13 protein-coding genes are annotated in these 21,519 nt (G+C 45.7%); all 13 read left to right on the forward strand.

All coding sequences use genetic code 11. The features are described 5' to 3' along the window. The first annotated feature begins 222 nt into the window (after positions 1–222). The 13 genes from hemL (at position 223) to J8Z23_RS12960 (ending at position 21,455) form a co-directional block, all read left to right on the forward strand. Positions 223–1,518: a glutamate-1-semialdehyde 2,1-aminomutase gene (gene hemL / locus J8Z23_RS12900; protein WP_434633807.1), complete on the forward strand. Its 1,296-nt coding sequence runs from the start codon at positions 223–225 to the stop codon at positions 1,516–1,518. A gap of 346 nt (positions 1,519–1,864) precedes the next feature. Then, positions 1,865–2,950, forward strand: coding sequence for an AI-2E family transporter (locus J8Z23_RS12905; protein WP_006743285.1), 1,086 nt, complete (start codon positions 1,865–1,867; stop codon positions 2,948–2,950). A gap of 75 nt (positions 2,951–3,025) precedes the next feature. Further along, complete coding sequence (gene rsmC / locus J8Z23_RS12910) at positions 3,026–4,051, forward strand: 16S rRNA (guanine(1207)-N(2))-methyltransferase RsmC (protein WP_256894551.1); 1,026 nt, start codon at positions 3,026–3,028, stop codon at positions 4,049–4,051. 226 nt (positions 4,052–4,277) lie between these two features. Then, positions 4,278–7,664 (forward strand): hybrid sensor histidine kinase/response regulator, encoded by a 3,387-nt coding sequence (locus tag J8Z23_RS12915; protein ID WP_048625952.1) that lies wholly within the window; start codon positions 4,278–4,280, stop codon positions 7,662–7,664. A gap of 777 nt (positions 7,665–8,441) precedes the next feature. Next, a complete protein-coding gene (locus J8Z23_RS12920) occupies positions 8,442–10,124 on the forward strand; it encodes an ABC transporter substrate-binding protein (RefSeq protein ID WP_005394703.1) in 1,683 nt (560 codons plus the stop codon). 170 nt (positions 10,125–10,294) lie between these two features. Then, positions 10,295–11,281 carry an ABC transporter permease gene (locus J8Z23_RS12925; RefSeq protein ID WP_005394705.1) on the forward strand — a complete coding sequence of 329 codons (987 nt, stop codon included), beginning with the start codon at positions 10,295–10,297 and terminating at the stop codon, positions 11,279–11,281. A gap of 2 nt (positions 11,282–11,283) precedes the next feature. Continuing rightward, positions 11,284–12,309 (forward strand): ABC transporter permease, encoded by a 1,026-nt coding sequence (locus J8Z23_RS12930; protein WP_005394707.1) that lies wholly within the window; start codon positions 11,284–11,286, stop codon positions 12,307–12,309. Between the two features lie 2 nt (positions 12,310–12,311). Beyond that, on the forward strand, positions 12,312–13,295 hold the full coding sequence (locus J8Z23_RS12935) for an ABC transporter ATP-binding protein (protein ID WP_434633813.1): 984 nt from the start codon (positions 12,312–12,314) through the stop codon (positions 13,293–13,295). Positions 13,296–13,343: 48 nt separating this feature from the next. Further along, positions 13,344–14,339: an ABC transporter ATP-binding protein gene (locus J8Z23_RS12940; protein WP_005394711.1), complete on the forward strand. Its 996-nt coding sequence runs from the start codon at positions 13,344–13,346 to the stop codon at positions 14,337–14,339. Between the two features lie 62 nt (positions 14,340–14,401). Further along, the gene (locus tag J8Z23_RS12945) at positions 14,402–16,141 is read left to right on the forward strand and encodes a glycoside hydrolase family 9 protein (protein WP_434633817.1); all 1,740 of its coding nucleotides are present in this window, start codon (positions 14,402–14,404) and stop codon (positions 16,139–16,141) included. 2 nt (positions 16,142–16,143) lie between these two features. Beyond that, entirely contained in the window at positions 16,144–17,034 is an 891-nt protein-coding gene (locus J8Z23_RS12950) for a BadF/BadG/BcrA/BcrD ATPase family protein (RefSeq protein WP_434633820.1), read from the forward strand. A gap of 8 nt (positions 17,035–17,042) precedes the next feature. Then, positions 17,043–18,962, forward strand: a complete 1,920-nt coding sequence (locus tag J8Z23_RS12955; protein WP_395191961.1) for a beta-N-acetylhexosaminidase — start codon at positions 17,043–17,045, stop codon at positions 18,960–18,962. Between the two features lie 84 nt (positions 18,963–19,046). After that, entirely contained in the window at positions 19,047–21,455 is a 2,409-nt protein-coding gene (locus J8Z23_RS12960; RefSeq protein WP_434633823.1) for a GH36-type glycosyl hydrolase domain-containing protein, read from the forward strand. Positions 21,456–21,519 lie beyond the last annotated feature (64 nt).

The following is a 21,519-nucleotide window of genomic DNA, read 5'->3' on the forward strand; positions in this document are numbered from 1 at the left end:
GCGTCAAGCCTGAAGCAAGACGTCAAATTTGTGCTAATTGAGACGATTATCCAATACCTGACAAACTCGTTCAAGTATTCACCGCCGATTCTTTATAACAGATGCGGATATATAAGATTACACTGCGAAACAACACATAAATTAAGCAAAACGTTTCTAACTTGATTATAGCTAGGTACAATGCGCTCCACTTGGTCCGAGCAATCAAAAGAGGATAACCCCATGACCAAATCATCAGAGCTGTATCAAAAAGCTCAGCAAACCATCCCTGGCGGTGTCAATTCACCAGTTCGTGCATTCAACGGCGTTGGCGGCTCTCCGCTATTTATCGAACGAGCAGACGGTCCACTGATTTTTGATGCCGATGGTAAAGCGTACATTGATTACGTTGGCTCTTGGGGTCCAATGATTCTTGGCCATAACCACGCGGTTATCCGCGAAGCCGTCATTGACGCAGCGCAACGTGGCCTTAGCTTCGGCGCACCAACTGAACTTGAAATCGCGATGGCAGAGTTAGTTTCTGAACTTGTTCCATCAATGGAGCAAATCCGCATGGTAAGTTCTGGTACCGAAGCGACTATGAGCGCGATTCGCCTTGCACGTGGCTTCACTGGTCGCGACAAGATCATGAAGTTTGAAGGTTGTTACCATGGTCACGCAGACAGCTTACTAGTAAAAGCGGGCTCTGGTGCACTAACTCTAGGTCAACCAAGCTCTCCTGGCGTTCCTGCAGATTTTGCTAAGCACACGCTAACAGCAACATTCAACGACCTAGATTCTGTACGCGAGCTATTCGCTGCTAACAAAGGCGAAATAGCTTGTATCATCGTTGAGCCAGTTGCAGGCAACATGAACTGTATCCCACCAGTGGAAGACTTCCACGAAGGTCTACGTGAAATCTGTGATCAAGAAGGCGCGCTACTGATTTTTGATGAAGTAATGACAGGCTTCCGCGTGGCACTTGGTGGCGCACAAGCGCACTACAACATCAAGCCAGACCTAACGACACTAGGTAAAGTGATCGGTGGTGGTATGCCAGTGGGTGCTTTCGGAGGTCGTAAAGAAGTAATGCAATACGTTGCGCCAACGGGTCCGGTTTACCAAGCGGGTACGCTTTCTGGCAACCCTGTCGCAATGGCTGCAGGCTATGCATGTTTGAACCTTCTAAAAGAAGAAGGCAACGAAAAACGCCTAGCTTCAAAAACCAAACAACTAGCAGATGGCTTTAAGTCTCTAGCAGAGAAACACGGTATTCCTCTGGTTGTGAACCAAGTGGGCGGCATGTTCGGCTTCTTCTTCACTGACCAAGAAAAAGTGACTTGCTACGAAGACGTAACGAAGTGCGATGTGGAACGCTTCAAGCGCTTCTTCCACTTAATGCTCAAACACGGTGTCTACCTAGCGCCTTCAGCGTTCGAAGCGAGCTTTACTTCCCTTGCTCACGGTTCAAAAGAAATCGATGCCACGCTAGAAGCGGCTGACCGCTGTTTTGCAATTCTTGCAGAAGAAGCAAAATAATCGCTTAAAAGCTGCGATAACTAATTTAAAAAAGGACCATCACGGTCCTTTTTTATTGCCAATTCAATATAACCAATACTGCTAAAACACCAATAACAATGCCAAACCACGGTATTCGTTTGGCTTTTTTCTCGGTTTGACACTTTTTATCACCGTTGCAACAACCCATAGTTCATCTCTTGATTGATAACCGACTGATTTGTGGTCATTATAACAAGGTATATTGCTCTGCTCTAATTCGGCATTGTCATAAGCTTGAAAGAGTTAAGAGTGCAAAGTAATAAAGGTTCAACGCCATATTTGAAGGCGCAAACCGTAAACGTCACCTGTAAGTTGGACTAATCTCATGCCAAATAATGTAAAAATAACGTCGAGTCACCGAGTGCTAATGGTCGCTTTACTCGCCGCTGCTTTTGCTTGCTACTTATTGGTTGAGCCATACATCAATTCCATTGTGATGGCTTTTATCATTTCTTTGCTCATGTTTCCGGTACACGAATGGTTTGAGCGAAAAATTCCCAAGCACCCCAATATGGCCGCACTGCTGTCATGTGTCGTCTTGACGTTTATTATCGTTATCCCACTGCTATTTGTGTTTGCAGCCATTGTTCAACAAGGCTCTGTTTTTTCACAAAATACGTACAACTGGGTCACTAATGGCGGCATCCAAGATATATTCCAACATCCTTTTGTTATCAAAGGTTTAGCTATAGTTAATGAGTACTTACCTTTCGATAAAATCGAGCCAAAAGCCATTGCTGAGAAAATTGGTCAATTTGCTACATCGTTTGGCTCTAACTTAGTTGCTATCAGCGCCAAAATTTTAGGAGACGCCACCAACTTCCTAATGAACTTCTTCCTGATGCTGTTTGTGCTGTTTTTTCTGCTTCGTGACCACGACAAAATTATCTCTGCGATTCGTCATATTCTGCCACTTTCACGCAGCCAGGAAGACCGTATATTGACAGAGATAGAGCAGGTTTCTAAATCAGCCGTGATGGGCTCATTCCTAACGGCTATTGCACAGGGTCTGGCTGGCGGTATCGGTATGTGGCTTGCTGGCTTCCCGGGGTTATTCTGGGGAACGATGATGGGCTTTGCATCATTCATCCCTGTGGTCGGAACCGCACTAATCTGGATTCCTGCAGCGGCGTACTTGTTCTTAACAGGCGATATGACTTGGGCTATCTTCTTGACGGTGTGGAGTGTGGTCGTCGTTGGTTCTATTGATAACCTATTGCGTCCGCTGCTAATGCAAGGCAGCGCAGGCATGAATACCCTAATGATTTTCTTCTCGTTACTAGGTGGTCTGCACCTGTTTGGATTGATCGGCCTGATTTACGGTCCACTGATTTTTGCCGTGACAATGGTACTGTTTAATATCTACGAAGAAGAATTCAAAGACTTCCTCAACCAACAAGACAACAGCTAGTCACAGCTTAATCACTTCAAGCTTGGGGCAGATTGTGCGAAAATCTGCCCCAATTATTTCTGATGAACCCAATTTATGTCTGCTTATATCGCTCCTAGCCAAATAGCTCAGCGTCAGCTCGAGTACTTCAACGGAAAACATGTTTTAGTTGCAGGTGAAGTCGAAGATCTCTTTCCACTTGAACTGACCAAACACTGTGAATCTGTAGAAGTCTTCACATCAAACTACAGCTTCTACCGTCAAATTCGCACTCATAACAAGGTTAAAAGCCATTTTGGTTCTGAGTTTAATACTGAGACACAAGCAAACATGGTGCTTTTGTACTGGCCTAAAGCCAAAGCCGAAGCCGAATACCTCCTGGCGATGTTGATGGCGAAACTAGGCGTGAACACTGAAATTGTAGTGGTTGGCGAAAACCGCTCAGGTGTTAAAAGCATCGAGAAGATGTTCAAAGAGTATGGCCCGGTCAATAAATACGATTCCGCTCGTCGCTGTTCATTTTACTGGGGCACTTGCCTCAATGAACCAAAGCCTTTCAATCAAGCAGACTGGTTTAAAACCTATACGGTCACACTTGGTGAGCAATCACTGACTGTTAAGAGTTTGCCTGGAGTATTCAGCCATGGCGAATTCGATTTAGGTAGCCGCCTATTACTCGAAACCTTACCTACTCTATCAGGTAAAGTCCTCGACTTTGGATGTGGTGCTGGGGTATTAGGTGCTTTCATGGCAAAAGCCAATCCAGAAATTGCGATTGAGATGTGTGACATTAACGCGTATGCCATCACATCGAGTCAAGCCACACTAAAAGCCAATGGATTAACCGGCCATGTATTCGCCTCTGATATTTACTCAGACACTGCCGACGATTATCGTTTTATCATCAGTAACCCACCTTTCCACAGTGGTTTAGATACGAACTACAACGCAGCAGAAACACTCTTGGGTCAGGCTCCAAAGTATCTCGATAACCATGGTGAAATGATCATTGTCGCGAATAGCTTCTTAAAATATCCACCAATTATTGAGCGAGCGTTTAATAATTGCGAGACGCTAAATAAGACCAATAAGTTTTCTATCTACTACGCGAAAAAGTCATAATCTTCCCTCGCGCAGGTACAAACCTGCGCGATTTTTTCTCAAAAACTCAACACTCATAAGAAAAACTGCGTCACCCTGCACGCTTTACAACTAACTTTCTTGTCAAAGAAAAAAAACTCGTTAATTTTGTTAATTCTATCTAGTTGAACATCTTATCCGTTTTTAACGAGAACCTCGGCAGCGAAGTACATTTTAGAACTGCCCTTTATGAGTTGTAATCTTATCCATGTTTAAATTCTACAAAAAACAGAAATTTAAGCGCCTTCAGAGTACACTGATGACCGCATTTCTGGTGCTCAGTATCACACCTCTTACTATTACTGCGATCTTTTTCCTACAGTCCCACAGTAAAGATCTGCAAGAACAAAGCACCTCACACTTGTTGTCTGTTCGAGATACAAAACAACAGCAAATTATCGACTACTTTGAGGCGCGGGAAACCGAAGTCATGGGCTTTGTGCGCTCTGAACTGGCTTACGCCAGTGGTGGTCGATTCTACGGTCTCGTCAATGCTTTTAGTCGTTTAGGCAATGACATTGAAGAATCTCGTAAAAATGCCCAACAGCGCTACATTGAAGGCAGCGGAGATCAAATCAAAACGTCAACGTTACCCGAGTCTTCCAACTATGTCGGAAGTGAACGTTACCGACTCTTACATAAACGTTACCACTGGGCCTACTTGGAGCTCCTCAAGCGCTCTGATTTTAATGATATTTTGCTGGTCGATATCAACGGTAATGTCACCTACTCGATCAACAAAGACGATAACTACGGAACAAACTTATTATCAGGCCCCTACAAAGACTCAGCACTTGGCAAAACCTTCAAGCGTCTAGCTGATGACGTCACTGAACGCCGTAAGGTGAATGAAGACTACACCCCTGTGATTGTGTCTGATTTCGAACTGGAAGGTGGTAAACAAGTCGCTTGGTTAGGTGCTCCAATTGTTCAGCAAGGCTACCTACACAGCTATGCTATGTTCCGCTTACCAAATAATGGCATCACGAAGTTAGCCGCAGACGCCAACCGAGAGTCATCCATTAACACCTTACTGGTTGGAAATGATCACCAACCTCGCACAATTAACACCAAGCAAGATGACATTAAGAACAGCTTAGAAGTGATCGATAAAGCACTCTCTGGTGCATTTGGCGTCGGCACTTACACGAACGGTTTAGGTGAAGAGATCATCGCTGCTTATGCACCGATTGAAACGCGTGGTGTTATTTGGGCACTCGTCGTGCAATTACCAGAAAACGAAGCTTTCGCTCGTATTCATCAACTAGAAAAACTGTTTGTTATCGCCATGCTGATCGCCATCATTCTAGTGGTAATCGCTTCCCATTATTTATCAAACTTTATTACTTCTCCGTTGCTGAAGTTAACTTGGGCTGCCGAAAAAGTGTCTGCCGGAGATCTTGATGACACCACCTTTAATACGGTTCGCAAAGATGAAATTGGCCGTCTTGCGCTGAGTTTTGAACGAATGCAGCGCTCTATTCGAGAGAAAATTCAAACCATTAAGAAGCAAAATGAAGAGCTCGAGAGCAACATCCAGATCATTCAAAAACAAAATGATGAACTGCAATTGGCCGATAAACTTAAAGATGAGTTCTTAGCCACCACTTCTCATGAACTCCGCACACCATTGCACGGCATGGTCGGAATCGCTGAGACCTTAGCGTCCGGCGCTAACGGTGCTATCCCTGCTAGCCAAAAATATCAGCTTGATATCATCATTAAAAGTGGGCAACGTCTCGCAAACCTTGTTGATGACTTATTGGATTATCATAAAATGCGTTACGGAAGCATGGATATCCAGAAGTCAGCGGTGAGTTTAGCCAGTGCAACGCGACTGGTACTAGAGCTTTCCAGTCATTTACTCGGAAATAAAACCATCCGTATCATCAACCAAGTACCAGCGGATTTGAAAGCGGTGTCTGCCGATCCTCAACGCCTTGAACAAGTGTTATATAACCTGATCGGTAATGCGATTAAGTACACCTCTGAAGGTAAAATCGTTATCTCCGCCAATGTGGTTGATGATCATGTTCGTGTGCAAGTTGTGGATACTGGGCAAGGTATTCCCGCAGAACATCTTGAACATATTTTCGAACCACTTATCCAAGCGGGACAAGACGCAAGTCGCTATCGTCAAGGTGCGGGGCTCGGGCTTTCGATTAGCCGTCAATTGATTGAGTTGATGGGTGGCTCGTTATACGTCAGCAGCCAGCCTATGGTCGGCACCACCTTCAGTTTCACGTTACCACTTGCCAGTGAAGAAGAGATCCAAACAACTCAAACCCTTGCAGCGCACGGACACTTCCAGATTCCTGAAATCGATGTAGAGAACAATGAAGACTTATCACTGCCAGAGAATCCAGACGGCCCGTTACTGTATGTCGCTGACGATGAGCCAGTAAACCTGCGTGTGCTTGAGAGTTTCTTACGTTTAGAGGGCTATCGCGTACGTACCGTCTCTGATGGACCAGAAACATTAGCACTCGTTGAGCAGGAAAAACCGGAACTCCTGTTATTGGATATCATGATGCCAGGCATGAGCGGCTATCAAGTCTGCAGTGAATTACGTGAAACTTATGACCATGCCGAGCTACCTATCATTATGCTAACCGCGCTTAGTCAAACAGAAGATCGTGTACGAGGCTTTGAAGCAGGAGCCAACGACTATTTATCTAAGCCATTCAATAAACAAGAGCTAGCTGCGCGCATCCAAGCGCACTTAACGGCAAGCCAAGCTGAAATGCGCCACATGGAGAATAAGATACTTGAATCTGAACTTCGCCAACGAGCGGCTGTAGAGGCAAGCTTATTAGAAACTCAAGGGCGATTGTTGGAACAACTGGAATCGGCTCCTGAAGCGATTATCTGTTTGCGTGAAGATAAACGTATCCGGTTTGCTAATGAAGCTGCTTGCAAGCTATTCAAGCGTAACTTAGAACAATTAAAACGTTCATCTGCCGATGAGTTGATTGCACCTAAGTATCTGACCGTCAAACAACCTCATTACTGTGGCAAGATTGATATCTATATTGAAGATATTCGTCAAAACATCGAAGCAGACATTCTTAAACTACCTGAAGGCTCAGGCTTAGATGTCATGTATATCTTTAATGTTGGCGGAGGAGCCAATGCCGCTCGCATACACAACCTAGAAACCGCAGTAGAGGTGCTTTCAAGTTATGCTTTTGATGGCGATAAAGACCAGTTGCAGAAGCTGAAAGAACTCGGTGGAGAGTTTACACGCCTTGCAGACAAAGCGCTTGGTAACAAAAAAGACAAACAAGAGCTAATGCGAGAAATTCTGGTCGACGCAATGACACATGCCTTAGAGTATTGGGAGTCAGTCACTGGTGAAAGTAAATTCGCATTTGCCGAACAAAGTGGCTTATGGCGCGTTTATCTTGACCGTAGCACTCTGCAAACACGCACTTTGGATAAATACATGCGTATAGAAACGCTGCCAAAAACGCCACGTTGGAGAACGGTATTGAGCTCGATAGAATTCATCCTTGAACACTGTAAAGAACAGAGTCCTGAGCGTGCGTACATCGAAGCTCAACGAGATAAACTACAGCGACTGTTGACCAGCTAATACCTATCAAAAAACTAGCCCAGCGCATACGCTGGGCTTTTTATTATCCAAGCCTTCTCTTTCTCTAAAGACGAACAAGGCAGCGACTCTCTACCGTTACCACATTAAAATGCCGAATAAGCCTCTGGACGAAGTTGTCCATGGTAGGCACTCCAAACATACGCTTCTATCACTCTAACCTGCCCAAATTAGGTTGAGTCGAGCGAATAAAACACTTCATTTTCACAATAAAAAAAGAGCAATAAATGAGAGAAAACTGTCGATAAAAGAGACTATTTTTCAGATAACAAACGGTTTTTAACCAACAATTGACAGAGATTGCGAACTCAATCACAACAGAACGGCAGATTAATTTTTAGCTAATTAATTAACACATTTTCTGCATGTGAGCGAGATCTCCGAACCAGGAAGAGAATCATAAGGCTTTTATTTTAAATAGATTATAGGTTAGCAATTACTAACACTCACTATTAATAAGGATATAAACTGCGACGCATATCAACGTTTATTTTTTGGTCTATCTCTAGTCAAAATTAGCCAAAATAACGTTTATAACGGAGAGTGACGATATTTTAACGTTTTTAACGAGAATCGAGTTTGATTATTTTATGGATAAGGTGTTTTCTTACTCCTGCCTAAGGCCTACAGGCCACTCTTGGCGAAACTCAATGTTGTAATGAGTAATGCATAAACAAGAGGTAGGTCTTAGAGAGTGTTTATCAATTGATGACATTCAATTCCATTTAGTGAAATGAAAGCAAATAGTAAGGAACAGCTATGCTTGCCAATATTAAAAAAACAGCACTAGCAACAGCAATTATTGCAACGGCTACTACAGGTTTTGCATCGGTAGCTACTGCGGCTGAACGCAGTGAACTGACTATCCACCCTAAAGAGTTTACAACTTTCGTTCGTAACTTTAACCCTTTCTTGGGTGCAACTAACCTGCACACAACAACCGACTTTATTTACGAGCCGCTCGTTGTTTTTAACGAAATGCACGGTAACACGCCAGTATTTCGTCTAGCAGAAAACTTTACCATGGCTGATGACCTAATGAGCGTGACCTTCGATATTCGTAAGGGCGTAAAATGGTCTGACGGCAAAGCGTTTACCGCTGATGACGTAGTTTATTCTTTCAACCTAGTTAAAGAGAAACCAGAGCTAGACCAGTCTGGTATCAACTCTTGGGTAACTGGCGTAGAGAAAGTTAACGACTACAAAGTTAAATTCCGTCTAAGCGAAGCAAACTCAAACGTTCCTTACGAAATTGCGAAAGTACCAGTTGTACCTAAGCACGTATGGAGCAAAGTGAAAGATCCAGCAACATTCACAAACGAAAATCCTGTAGGTAGTGGTCCATTTACCGAAATCGACACTTTTACACCGCAACTATACATTCAGTGTGAGAACCCGAATTACTGGGATGCTGATAACCTAGATGTAGACTGTCTACGAGTGCCACAAATCGCGAACAACGACCAATTCTTGGGCAAAATCGTTAACGGCGAAATGGACTGGACATCTTCATTCGTACCAGACATCGACCGCACTTACGCTGCAGCAAGTCCGAATCACCACTACTGGTACCCACCAGCGGGTACTCAAGCGTTTGTAGTGAACTTCAAAAACCCAGACGCGGCTAAAAACGAAGCACTTACTAACGTTGACTTCCGTCGTGCGTTCTCTATGGCGCTAGACCGTCAAACGATTATCGACATTGCATTCTACGGTGGCGGTACAGTAAATGACTTCGCTTCAGGTCTAGGCTACGCATTCGAAGCTTGGTCTGACGAAGAGACGCACAACAAGTACAAAGGTTACAACACATACAACGCCGAAGGTGCGAAAAAGCTTCTTGCTAAAGCAGGCTTCAAAGATGTAAACAAAGATGGCTTTGTAGATACACCATCTGGCAAGTCTTTCGAGCTTCTCATTCAATCGCCAAACGGTTGGACTGACTTTAACAACACTGTACAACTAGCTGTTGAGCAACTAGCAGAAGTAGGCATTAAAGCACGTGCTCGTACTCCAGATTTCTCGGTATACAACCAAGCAATGCTAGAAGGTACATACGACGTTGCTTACACCAACTACTTCCACGGTGCGGATCCACACTTGTACTGGGACAGCGGCTACAACTCGAAGCTACAGTCTGGTGACGGTATGCCTCGCTTTGCAATGCACTTCTACAAGAACGATAAGTTAGACGGTCTTCTTAACAGCTTCTACAAAACCGCTGATAAGCAAGAACAGCTAGAAATCGCTCATGGTATCCAGAAGATCATTGCTCAGGATCAAGTAACCATTCCTGTGCTATCTGGCGCGTACATGTATCAGTACAACACAACTCGCTTCACTGGTTGGTGGAACGAAGAAAATCCTAAGGGCCGTCCAAACATTTGGGCTGGTATCCCAGAGCGTCTACTTCACGTACTGGACCTAAAACCAGTTAAATAAGTAGAAGTTCATTTCAAGCGGCATACATCCCGTGTGCCGCCTATAAAAATCCCTTGTTAACGAAACCAATATGTGGCGCTCGTCGTCAGGGGATTTTTCGCTCTAAATTTCGCTAGGAGCGACCTGAAACCAGAAACAGGGAAAAAATCTGGGTGAGTAAGGTGTGAGTTATGGGTTATTTTTTAAGACGTTTGTCGTTCTATCTTGTCGCGCTCTTAGTTGCAGCGACGTTAAACTTTATTATTCCGCGAGCAATGCCTGGTGACCCAGTTACCATGATGTTTGCTAATGCTTCAGTACAGGTGACGCCAGAACGAATCGCAGCAATGAAAGAACTGCTCGGTTTCGTTGATGGGCCGATTTACATTCAGTACTTCTCGTACATTAAAAACATTCTAAGTTGGGAGCTAGGTACATCAATCCAGTTCTACCCTCTTTCAGTTAACTCTTTACTAGGTAGTGCATTTGGCTGGTCTCTCTTCCTAGCTGGTACTGCGGTTGTACTTTCTTTCTCAATCGCTTCTGTACTCGGTATTTTTGCCGCATGGAAGCGTGGTAGTAAATACGATGCATTCGTAACACCTGGTACATTGATCATTCAAGCTATCCCACAGATGGTTATCGCAATGTTAGCGCTGTTTACCTTTGCGATTGGCCTAAAATGGTTCCCATCTGGCTATGCTTACACGCCAGGTACTATCCCTGATTGGTCAAGCTGGGAGTTCATCAAAAACGTGGGTTACCACGCAGTACTCCCTCTATTCTGTGCAACCATCGTTCAGATCGGCGGCTTCCTCGTCAATATGCGTAACAACATGATCAACCTTCTTGCCGAAGACTACATCACGATGGCGAAAGGCAAAGGGCTGAGCGAGAACCGTGTCGTCTTCAATTACGCCGCACGTAACGCGCTACTTCCAAGTGTAACCGCGCTATCTATGTCTTTGGGTATGGCCATTGGTGGCCAATTGATCATCGAGATGATTTTCAACTACCCAGGTTTAGGCACCGTGCTACTTAACGCAATTCACGCTCGTGACTACCAAGTACTTCAAGGTCAGTTAATTATCATGACGATGTTCATGCTGTGCTTCAACTTAATGGCTGACATGCTGTACATGATTCTAGACCCTCGCCTACGTACGGGAGGCAAATAATCATGAAAGAACTATTCAAACTTATTTTAGGTAACTCATTCGCTCGAATCGGTCTTGGTATTGTTACCGTATTCGTATTCGTTGCGATCGCAGCTCCTTTACTTACGAAACATGCGCCAGACAAGCGAACCGGTAATCCACACGAATACCCTAGCTTTGTCGTAAAACAAGCGCAAAATAATCCTGATGGCTGGGTAGCTAAAAATCTAGCAGATGATCGTCGTACGCTGATTATGTCGAAAAAGGCTGATCACGTTCTGGGAACTTCACGTATGGGTCGTGATATTTGGTCACAAGTGGCTTACGGTGCTCGCGTATCGCTAGGTGTCGGCTTTGGTGCTGGCATCATCGTATGTTTCCTAGCAACGGTCATTGGTATCTCGGCAGGTTACTTCGGCGGCAAAGTGGATGACATATTGAGTGCAGCGATGAACATCATGCTGGTAATCCCTCAATACCCATTACTCTTTGTACTGGCAGCCTTTATTGGCGAAGCAGGTCCACTCACCATTGCCTTGATTATCGCTGGTACCTCTTGGGCGTGGGGCGCACGTGTTGTCCGTTCTCAAACCATGGCTCTGCGCGAGAAAGAGTTTGTGAAAGCCGCTGAAGTATTGGGCGAGTCTTCATTCCGCATCATCTTCGTTGAAATTTTACCAAACCTAATCCCGATTGTCGGTGCAAGCTTCATCGGCTCAGTAATGCTCGCTATCAATACTGAGGCTGTAATCTCGTTCTTGGGCCTGGGCGATGCCAACACCATCAGTTGGGGCATCATGCTCTACAACGTGCAAACCTCATCAGCGATGTTGATTGGCGCATGGTGGGAAGTATTAGCACCTTGTATCGCCTTAACTCTTTTGGTGACTGGTCTTGCTCTACTTAACTTTGCCGTTGATGAAATTGCTAACCCACAGCTTCGTTCTCACAAAGGCATGAAACGCTGGAAGAAACTGGCAGAGAAAGACAAGAAAGAGCGCGCGCCTGAAATGGCACCACAAAATGCACTATGGAGCGGAGATAAATAATCATGACTGTACCACTAATTTCTATCCGTAACCTATGCGTAGATTACATCACAGATGCGGGCGATGTCCGCGCCTGTAACAACGTTAGCTTTGACATTGCGCCAGGTGAAGTCTTTGGCCTGGCAGGTGAATCTGGCTGTGGTAAATCCACAGTTGCTTTCTCGCTCATGCGTCTTCATAAGCCGCCAGCATTCATCACTGGTGGTGAGGTCATCTTCAACGGTGAAGACATCATTAAGTACAGCGATGAACGTATGCAATCATTCCGCTGGAGCGAGATGTCGATGGTGTTCCAAAGTGCAATGAACGCATTAAATCCGGTGCTTACGATGGAAGAGCAGTTTTGCGATGTCATCATGCGCCACACCAACATGACACGTGAACAAGCGAAAAAGCGCGCCGAAGGATTGTTGGAAATCGTTGATATTCATCCAAGCCGCTTGAATGACTACCCACACCAATTTTCTGGTGGTATGCGCCAGCGCTTAGTCATTGCGATTGCTCTAGCTCTCAATCCAAAGATGATCATCATGGATGAGCCAACGACGGCACTCGATGTTGTGGTTCAGCGTGAAATCTTACAAAAAATCTATGCACTGAAAGAAGAGTTCGGCTTCTCGATCCTTTTCATTACCCACGACTTGTCACTCATGGTCGAGTTCTCGGATCGAATCGGCATTATGTACTCCGGTGAGTTGATTGAAGTTGCCCCTTCTAAGCAAATTCTGGAAAGTCCTTACCACCCTTACACCAAAGGTTTGGGTAGCTCTTTCCCTCCACTAACTGGTCCTAAAACCAAATTAACTGGTATTCCAGGCAACCCTTTGAACCTATTAGAGATTCCTCAAGGCTGCCGCTTCCAAGCTCGCTGCGACCGCGTCCACGAAGCTTGTACACGAGTACCAACTCAGCTGCGTCAAATTGAACCTGGTCGTTTTTCAAATTGCCACTTATACGGCGACACGATTGCTCAAGCTAAGGTTTAACAACAAAAAATAACGCTAGCTAAGAACAAAATTACACTGGAGAGAATTATGAGCAAACAACTCGGCGAACTGCTGATTGAGGGTAAACATGTCGTTAAGGACTTCCCGTTAAATAGTAACTCAATCAAGCAGTCAAAAATGCGCGCGATCAACGACGTGTCATTCAAGATGTACAAGAGCCGCGGTTTGTCAGTAGTAGGTGAATCAGGCTCTGGTAAATCTACTACCGCTAAAATGATTGCAAAAATGTACGCACCTACCGAGGGTGTAATCGAATACAGAGGTCGTGATATCCAAGATATTACCTCTCGACATGACTTGATGACATACCGTGAAGGCGTACAAATGGTATGGCAGGACCCATTTGGCTCACTAAACCCTACACACAATATCTTTCACCACATTGCTCGCCCGTTGCTAATCCATAAAAAGATTGCACCAGGCAACAAAAAGGAACTGGAAGAGCGTGTGTATGACCTACTAGAACAAGTTGGTCTGATTCCGCCAAAAGAAACCGCACAAAAGTTCCCACATCAGCTGTCTGGCGGCCAGCGTCAACGTGTAAACCTAGCTCGTAATATCGCTGTAGGTGCAGAAGTGGTATTGGCAGATGAGCCAACATCAATGCTGGACGTATCAATTCGTGCAGGTGTTCTTAACTTGATGGAAGAGATGAAGTTCGAGAAACAAATGTCTCTGCTTTACATCACTCACGACATCGCAACGGCGCGTTACATTGCTGAAGATCTAGCGGTTATGTACGTAGGTCACATGGTTGAATGGGGCGATACTGAAGAAATCATTCACGATCCTCAACACCCATATACGCAACTGTTGGTATCTGCTGTGCCTGATCCATCGAAGTCTATCCACGAGAAGCTGAAAGGCAACAAAGGGGAAATCCCACTTTGGACACCGGATTCAGTCGGCTGCCCATTTGCAGGACGCTGCGTACACGCAACCGATAAATGTCGCGAACGACTACCAGGCGTCACTCAGCTTTCTGAGAACCACTTTGTTCGCTGTTACTTATTTGAAGATTAATTATAACGAGGGTCAGGTTCAGCCTGACCCATTCCTGTTTTATCGTTTCCCGGAGACATTGAATGCTGCTACTGACTAACCACATTGGTTATGAACATCTGGGCCCAAAGAAAGCCATTGTCCAGACCGAACAACCACACTTGTCTTCTTACACTGCTCAATTGATTTGTGCCACTACCGAGCAAACCGTGGCAACTTTTGCGGTTGAAGAACAGGGTAAAGTGGCGAACTGGCATCAGGGCTATTTCTATCTCATCGACTTTTCACCTTTCACAGATTCAGGCGACTATTTCCTGCAAGTGGAAGATACGCGCTCTTCCTCTTTCACCATTGGCGAACATATTCTGTTGGATCAAACCCTGTCAGATGTGATCCACTACTTCAAATCACAACATTGTGGTGGAATTTTCGATCAACAAGATCGACAAGTTCCAGTGCTCAACGCCAACCAAACGGTTGATGTACACGGAGGCTGGTACGACGCATCTGGAGACGTTAGCAAATATTTAAGTCATCTTTCATACGCTAATTATTTGAACCCTCAACAAACCCCAATGGTGGTTTGGAACATCCTAAAAGGGCTTTCATTGCTTGAAGGAAGCGAAGACATTGCAGCCTTCACACGTACACGTCTTATTGAAGAAGCCCTGTTCGGTGCAGACTTCCTTGTTCGTATGCAAAACGAAAAAGGCTTCTTCTACATGACGGTCTTTGATAAGTGGAGCAAAGATACTGCGCAACGAGAAATCTGTGCCTACGAAACGCAACTTGGTCACAAATTTGATGACTACCAAGCAGGCTTTCGACAAGGTGGCGGTGTCGCCATCGCAGCGCTGGCCGCGGCGTCGCGTTTAGGTGTTCACGGCGAATACGATCAACAGAAATACCGCAACGCTGCTGAAAATGGTTACTGGCACTTAAAAGAGCATAATACGCAGTACCTCAATGATGGTGAAGAAAACATTATCGACGAATACTGTGCGCTACTAGCTAGTGTAGAACTGTTTAAAGCCACCAAAGAAACTCGCTACTTGGAAGAGAGCCGTTGGTGGACACAACGCTTAGTTGCCCGCCAAATGAGCGACGAGCAGATTCAACACTTTTGGTCAGCAAACCAAGACGGCAGTCGTCCATACTTTCACGCTGCCGAAGCAGGTCTACCCGTTATTGCCCTATGCGAATACCTAGCAATTGAAGACGACTCCGTACAGACAGAATCGGTAAAACGCATCGTTAACCGAGCGTGTGAATTTGAGATCAAAATATCGAATAAAGTGACCAACCCATTCGGTTACCCTCGCCAGTATGTTAAAGGCGTAAATGAGTCAAAACGCGATGCATTTTTTGTCGCACACAACAATGAATCCGGCTATTGGTGGCAAGGCGAGAATGCTCGATTGGGCTCACTCGCGACCATGGCGTATCTTGCTCAACCGCATATAGCGTCGCAAGAAATACAGCAACAACTTTCCGTGTTTGCTCAAGATGCATTGAACTGGATTGTAGGCTTAAACCCATACGACATGTGCATGCTTGATGGCCACGGTCGTAACAACCCTGATTACCTTCCTCAATATGGTTTCTTCAACGCTAAAGGCGGTGTGTGTAACGGAATCACTGGCGGCTTTGAAGACGAGGAAGACATCGCATTTAACCCACCAGCACAAAAAGACGACATGTTACAAAACTGGCGCTGGGGCGAACAATGGATCCCGCATGGCGCTTGGTACTTACTCGCGATAATGAGTCAAGCTCAGCATATTTCTCAGTTGGCAACCTCTAAAAATATTAAGGAACAATAATCATGGGGATGTATTTTGTTGGTATCGATGGTGGCGGCACGTCATGTCGAGCCAGGATTAAAGATTCACAAGGTAATTTTCTTGGCGAGGCCAAAAGCGGCAGCGCCAACATAATGCTAGGCGCTGAAATTGCAATGGCTTCGATTCTTGAATCCATCACTTCAGCTGCCGAGCAAGGCGGCCTGACACAACAAGATTTAGCATCGATGCACGTCGGCTTAGCCCTTGCAGGTGCTGAGCACAAAGCATCTTGGCAAGCCTTCATGTCTCTTCCTCATCCGTTTGCCAGTATGACTCTTAATACTGATGCTTACGGCGCGTGCGTTGGTGCACACAATGGCGAAGATGGCGCAATCATGATCGCAGGAACAGGCTCTTGTGGCATCTATCTTAAAGGATTGGAGCAGCACGTTGTCGGTGGTCGCGAATTCCCGATTTCGGATCAAGGTGGCGGCGCAGTGATGGGGCTTCGCCTAGTTCAACAAGTTTTGTTAGCAGAAGATGGCATCAGAGAGAAAACGCCTCTAGCACAACACGTCATGGCGCATTTCGAAAATGACGTTGATAACGTGGTGGCTTGGTCTAAACAAGCGCTTCCTCGTGATTATGGGCAGTTTTCTCCTGCAATTTTCCAACATGCAGAACAAGGTGATGCACTGGCAATTGAGATGCTGAAGCAAACTGCAGCTGATATAGAAATGTTTCTCGTGGCATTAAACAAGCGCGGCGCAACGCGTATTTGTTTAATGGGCAGCATTGCTGAACGTATTTTACGTTGGCTTTCGCCACCCGTTCAGCAATGGGTTGTTGAACCACAGTTTGACGCGATTGAAGGCGCAATTATGTTTGCAGGTAAGCCTGAACACAACCTTTACTCGCTCAATGCGGCGTAGGAGTAGATATGGAATATCGTGTTGATCTCGTCGTCCTATCAGAGCAAAAGCAAAACTGCCGTTTTGGACTGACGTTTCATAATTTAAGCGATCAAGATCTCCACAATTGGAGCCTGATTTTTGCTTTTGATCGCTACATTCTGCCGGATAGTATTTCGAATGGTCAGCTCAAGCAAATTGGCAGCTATTGCACTCTCAAACCAGAAGGGTTGGTGCTGGCAGCTAACCATCATTTTTACTGCGAGTTCAGTATTGGTTCGAACCCATTCCGTTACTATTCTGATGGATTCAATGAAGCCTTGGTCAACTTTGAAGTCAACGGCAACCTTCAGCGAGCTCAAGTCGATGTCACGCCGATCGTATTGGCTTCACCGTACCGTGAACGTAGTGAGATCCCTTCCAGCTTGACGCATGCGCAGCCTTTATTGCCAAAACCAAACCATATAGAAGTCAGCGATCACTGCTTTAGCTTTAATCATCAAGCTGGCGTTGCGGTTTATTCAAACCTAGCCAATTCAGCTAAAGAGTGGTTACTTGAAGAGCTTAAGCGCATTCATCAATTTGAGTTCGCATCAGACAATGGCAGTCAGATCATCTTCAAAGGCAACCCAACCTTGGATGAAGGCGCTTACAAGCTGAAGGTAGCAGAAGAGTCGATCAAAATTGAAGCAGGCTCTTCGTCTGGTTTTACCCATGCTTGTGCAACGTTATTGCAACTGATCAAAGTTGGCGATCAACCAGCCTCAATGGAAGTGGTTTGCTGTTCAATCAAAGACCGACCTCGTTTTCGTTACCGCGGTATGATGCTAGATTGTGCTCGCCATTTTCACTCCGTTGAGCAAGTCAAACGTTTGATCAACCAGTTGGCTCACTACAAGTTCAATACATTCCATTGGCACCTTACCGATGATGAAGGTTGGCGAATTGAGATCAAATCATTGCCTCAACTAACCGATATTGGTGCATGGCGTGGGCTGGATGAAACCAATGAGCCACAGTACACGCACCTTGCTGAGCGTTACGGCGGTTTTTACACTCAAGAAGACATCAAAGACGTGGTTGCATTTGCTTCTAAACGAGGCATCACTGTTATCCCTGAAATCGATGTACCAGGCCACTGCCGAGCTGCCATCAAGTCGTTGCCACACCTATTGGTAGAAGCAGAAGATACCACCGAATACCGCAGCATTCAGCATTACAACGACAACGTCATTAACCCAGCTCTGCCGGGGAGCTATGAGTTTATCGACAAAGTGCTGGAAGAAGTCTCCGCGTTGTTCCCTGCCCCTTATGTTCATATCGGTGCGGATGAAGTACCGAACGGCGTGTGGTCAAAAAGCCCTGCGTGCCAAGCCCTAATGGAGCAACAAGGTTACAGCGACTACAAAGAGTTGCAAGGGCACTTCTTGCGTCATGCCGAAGACAAACTTCGTAAATTGGGCAAACGCATGCTGGGCTGGGAAGAAGCACAGCATGGCGACAAAGTCAGCAAAGACACAGTGATCTATTCGTGGTTAAGCGAAGAAGCGGCATTGAACTGCGCGCGCCAAGGTTTCGATGTGGTGCTACAACCGGCACAAACCACCTACCTAGATATGACCCAAGACTACGCACCAGAAGAACCGGGCGTGGATTGGGCGAACCCGTTGCCGCTAGAAAAAGCTTACAACTATGAACCACTCGCTGAAGTGCCAGCCGACGATCCAATACGTAAACGCATTTGGGGCATTCAAACAGCATTGTGGTGCGAAATCATCAACAACCAGTCTCGTATGGACTACATGGTCTTCCCGCGCTTAACCGCAATGGCAGAAGCATGTTGGACAGACAAACAACACCGAGATTGGACCGACTATTTATCACGTTTGAAAGGACACCTACCGCTGCTTGATTTGCAGGGAGTGAATTACCGTAAACCGTGGAAGTAATACAGAGCTGATGTAGAAGCATCACGCTTGAAGAGTTTTTAAATTTTGGCTGCAGACGCAGCTTTGTAAAAAGGAAAGACACAAATGAAATACGGCTATTTCGATAACGAGAATCGTGAATACGTCATTACTCGCCCTGATGTACCTGCTCCTTGGACCAACTACCTAGGTACAGAAAAATTCTGTACCGTTATCTCGCATAACGCAGGTGGCTATTCGTTCTACAACTCTCCAGAATACAACCGTGTTACTAAGTTCCGTCCAAATGCGACATTCGATCGCCCAGGACACTACGTTTACCTACGTGATGATGAGACGGGTGATTACTGGTCAATCTCTTGGCAACCAGTCGCCAAAAGCCTAGACGAAGCGAACTACGAAGTTCGTCATGGTTTGTCGTACTCTAAGTTCAAATGTGAATACAGCGGCATTAGCACAACCAAAACGCTCTTTGTACCAAAAGGCGAAGACGCGGAAATTTGGGATGTGGTCATCAAGAACACCTCTGACAAACCACGTACGATCAGCGCATTCTCATTTGTTGAGTTCTCATTCAGCCACATTCAATCTGATAACCAGAACCATCAGATGTCTCTGTACTCTGCTGGTACGTCATACAACGAAGGCGTGATTGAGTACGACCTGTACTACAACACGAACGATTTCGAAGGTTTCTACTACCTAGCTTCAACGTTTGACCCAGATTCGTACGACGGTCAACGTGACAGCTTCCTTGGCCTATACCGTGACGAAGCAAACCCGCTAGCGGTAGAACAAGGTAAGTGTTTCAACACAGCGCAAACGTGTTACAACCACTGTGGCTCTCTGCACAAGCAATTCACTATCCAACCGGGTGAAGAAGTTCGTTTTGCTTACATTCTAGGTATCGGTAAAGGCAACGGTGAGCGTCTACGTGCTAAGTACCAAGACCTTGCAGAAGTCGACAATGCATTTGAGGGGATCAAAGCACACTGGGATGAGCGTTGTGGCAAGTTCCAAGTGAAATCACCAAACGAAGGTCTAGATACCATGATCAATGCTTGGACACTGTACCAAGCAGAAACTTGTGTGGTGTGGTCTCGTTTTGCTTCGTTCATTGAGGTGGGTGGTCGTACTGGTCTTGGTTACCGCGATACAGCGCAAGATGCAATCTCAGTTCCTCACGCTAACCCAGCAATGACGCGCAAACGTATCGTTGACCTACTGCGCGGCCAAGTGAAAGCGGGTTACGGTCTACACCTATTCGATCCAGACTGGTTCGATCCAGAAAAAGCGGATGTTAAACCATCGAAATCCCCAACAGTTGTTCCTACTCCATCTGATGAAGACAAGATCCACGGTATTGAAGACACGTGTTCTGATGACCATCTATGGCTAATTCCAACCATCTGTAAGTACGTGATGGAAACGGGTGAGCACAGCTTCTTCGACGAAGTGATCCCTTACGCAGATGGCGGCGATGCAAGCGTTTATGACCACATGAAAGCTGCGCTAGACTTCTCAGCTGAATACGTGGGTCAAACGGGCATCTGTAAAGGTCTACGTGCCGACTGGAACGACTGTCTAAACCTAGGTGGCGGCGAGTCTTCAATGGTGTCTTTCCTACACTTCTGGGCGCTACAAGAGTTTATCGACCTTGCAAAATACCTAGGCAAAGACGCTGACGTTGAGAAATACACCGAGATGGCGGCAAACGTTCGCGAAGCGTGTGAAACACACCTTTGGGACGAAGAAGGCGGCTGGTATATCCGTGGTCTAACGAAAAACGGCGACAAGATCGGTACTGCGCAGCAAAAAGAAGGTCGTATACACCTTGAGTCAAACACACTTGCGGTGCTGTCTGGTGCGGTGTCTCAAGAGCGCGGCGAAAAAGCGATGGACGCAGTCGACGAAAATCTATTCTCTGAATACGGCCTTCACCTAAACTCGCCATCATTCGCTACGCCAAACGATGATATCGGCTTCGTCACTCGCGTCTACCAAGGCGTAAAAGAAAACGGTGCAATCTTCTCGCATCCAAACCCATGGGCTTGGGTAGCTGAAGCGAAATTAGGTCGTGGTGACCGTGCGATGAAGTTCTACGATGCACTCAACCCATACAACCAAAACGACATAATAGAAAAACGCATTGCAGAACCTTACTCATACGTACAGTTCATCATGGGTCGTGACCACCAAGATCACGGTCGTGCAAACCACCCATGGCTAACTGGCACATCTGGTTGGGCTTACTTCGCAGTGACCAACTTTATCCTTGGTGTGCGCACAGGTTTTGATGGTCTAACTATCGATCCATGTATTCCAACTAACTGGCCTGGATTTGAAGTCACTCGTCAGTGGCTAGGCGCGACTTACAACATCAAAGTTGTTAACCCTGATTCAGTCAGCAAAGGCGTGAAATCTATCACTCTGAACGGCGAAGCTATCACTGGCGCATCAGTACCAGTTCAAGCGGAAGGTTCAGTAAACGAAGTTATCGTTACTCTAGGTTAATCATCTTTTAGGGGATAGCTTCTCCCCTTTTGATTTATCCGATGCACTTGAGTTTGGTGAGTGC

It is taken from the genome of Vibrio sp. SCSIO 43086, assembly GCF_051132235.1.
Taxonomy (GTDB): Bacteria; Pseudomonadota; Gammaproteobacteria; order Enterobacterales; family Vibrionaceae; genus Vibrio; species Vibrio diabolicus.

Excerpts from the sequence above, each read along its gene's own strand:
- J8Z23_RS12915 (WP_048625952.1), top strand. The coding sequence starts at position 4,278 with ATGTTTAAATTCTACAAAAAACAGAAATTTAAGCGCCTTCAGAGTACA.
- J8Z23_RS12920 (WP_005394703.1), top strand. The coding sequence starts at position 8,442 with ATGCTTGCCAATATTAAAAAAACAGCACTAGCAACAGCAATTATTGCA.
- hemL (WP_434633807.1), top strand. The coding sequence starts at position 223 with ATGACCAAATCATCAGAGCTGTATCAAAAAGCTCAGCAAACCATCCCT.
- J8Z23_RS12950 (WP_434633820.1), top strand. The coding sequence starts at position 16,144 with ATGGGGATGTATTTTGTTGGTATCGATGGTGGCGGCACGTCATGTCGA.
- J8Z23_RS12925 (WP_005394705.1), top strand. The coding sequence starts at position 10,295 with ATGGGTTATTTTTTAAGACGTTTGTCGTTCTATCTTGTCGCGCTCTTA.
- J8Z23_RS12905 (WP_006743285.1), top strand. The coding sequence starts at position 1,865 with ATGCCAAATAATGTAAAAATAACGTCGAGTCACCGAGTGCTAATGGTC.
- J8Z23_RS12955 (WP_395191961.1), top strand. The coding sequence starts at position 17,043 with ATGGAATATCGTGTTGATCTCGTCGTCCTATCAGAGCAAAAGCAAAAC.
- J8Z23_RS12935 (WP_434633813.1), top strand. The coding sequence starts at position 12,312 with ATGACTGTACCACTAATTTCTATCCGTAACCTATGCGTAGATTACATC.
- rsmC (WP_256894551.1), top strand. The coding sequence starts at position 3,026 with ATGTCTGCTTATATCGCTCCTAGCCAAATAGCTCAGCGTCAGCTCGAG.
- J8Z23_RS12930 (WP_005394707.1), top strand. The coding sequence starts at position 11,284 with ATGAAAGAACTATTCAAACTTATTTTAGGTAACTCATTCGCTCGAATC.
- J8Z23_RS12940 (WP_005394711.1), top strand. The coding sequence starts at position 13,344 with ATGAGCAAACAACTCGGCGAACTGCTGATTGAGGGTAAACATGTCGTT.
- J8Z23_RS12960 (WP_434633823.1), top strand. The coding sequence starts at position 19,047 with ATGAAATACGGCTATTTCGATAACGAGAATCGTGAATACGTCATTACT.
- J8Z23_RS12945 (WP_434633817.1), top strand. The coding sequence starts at position 14,402 with ATGCTGCTACTGACTAACCACATTGGTTATGAACATCTGGGCCCAAAG.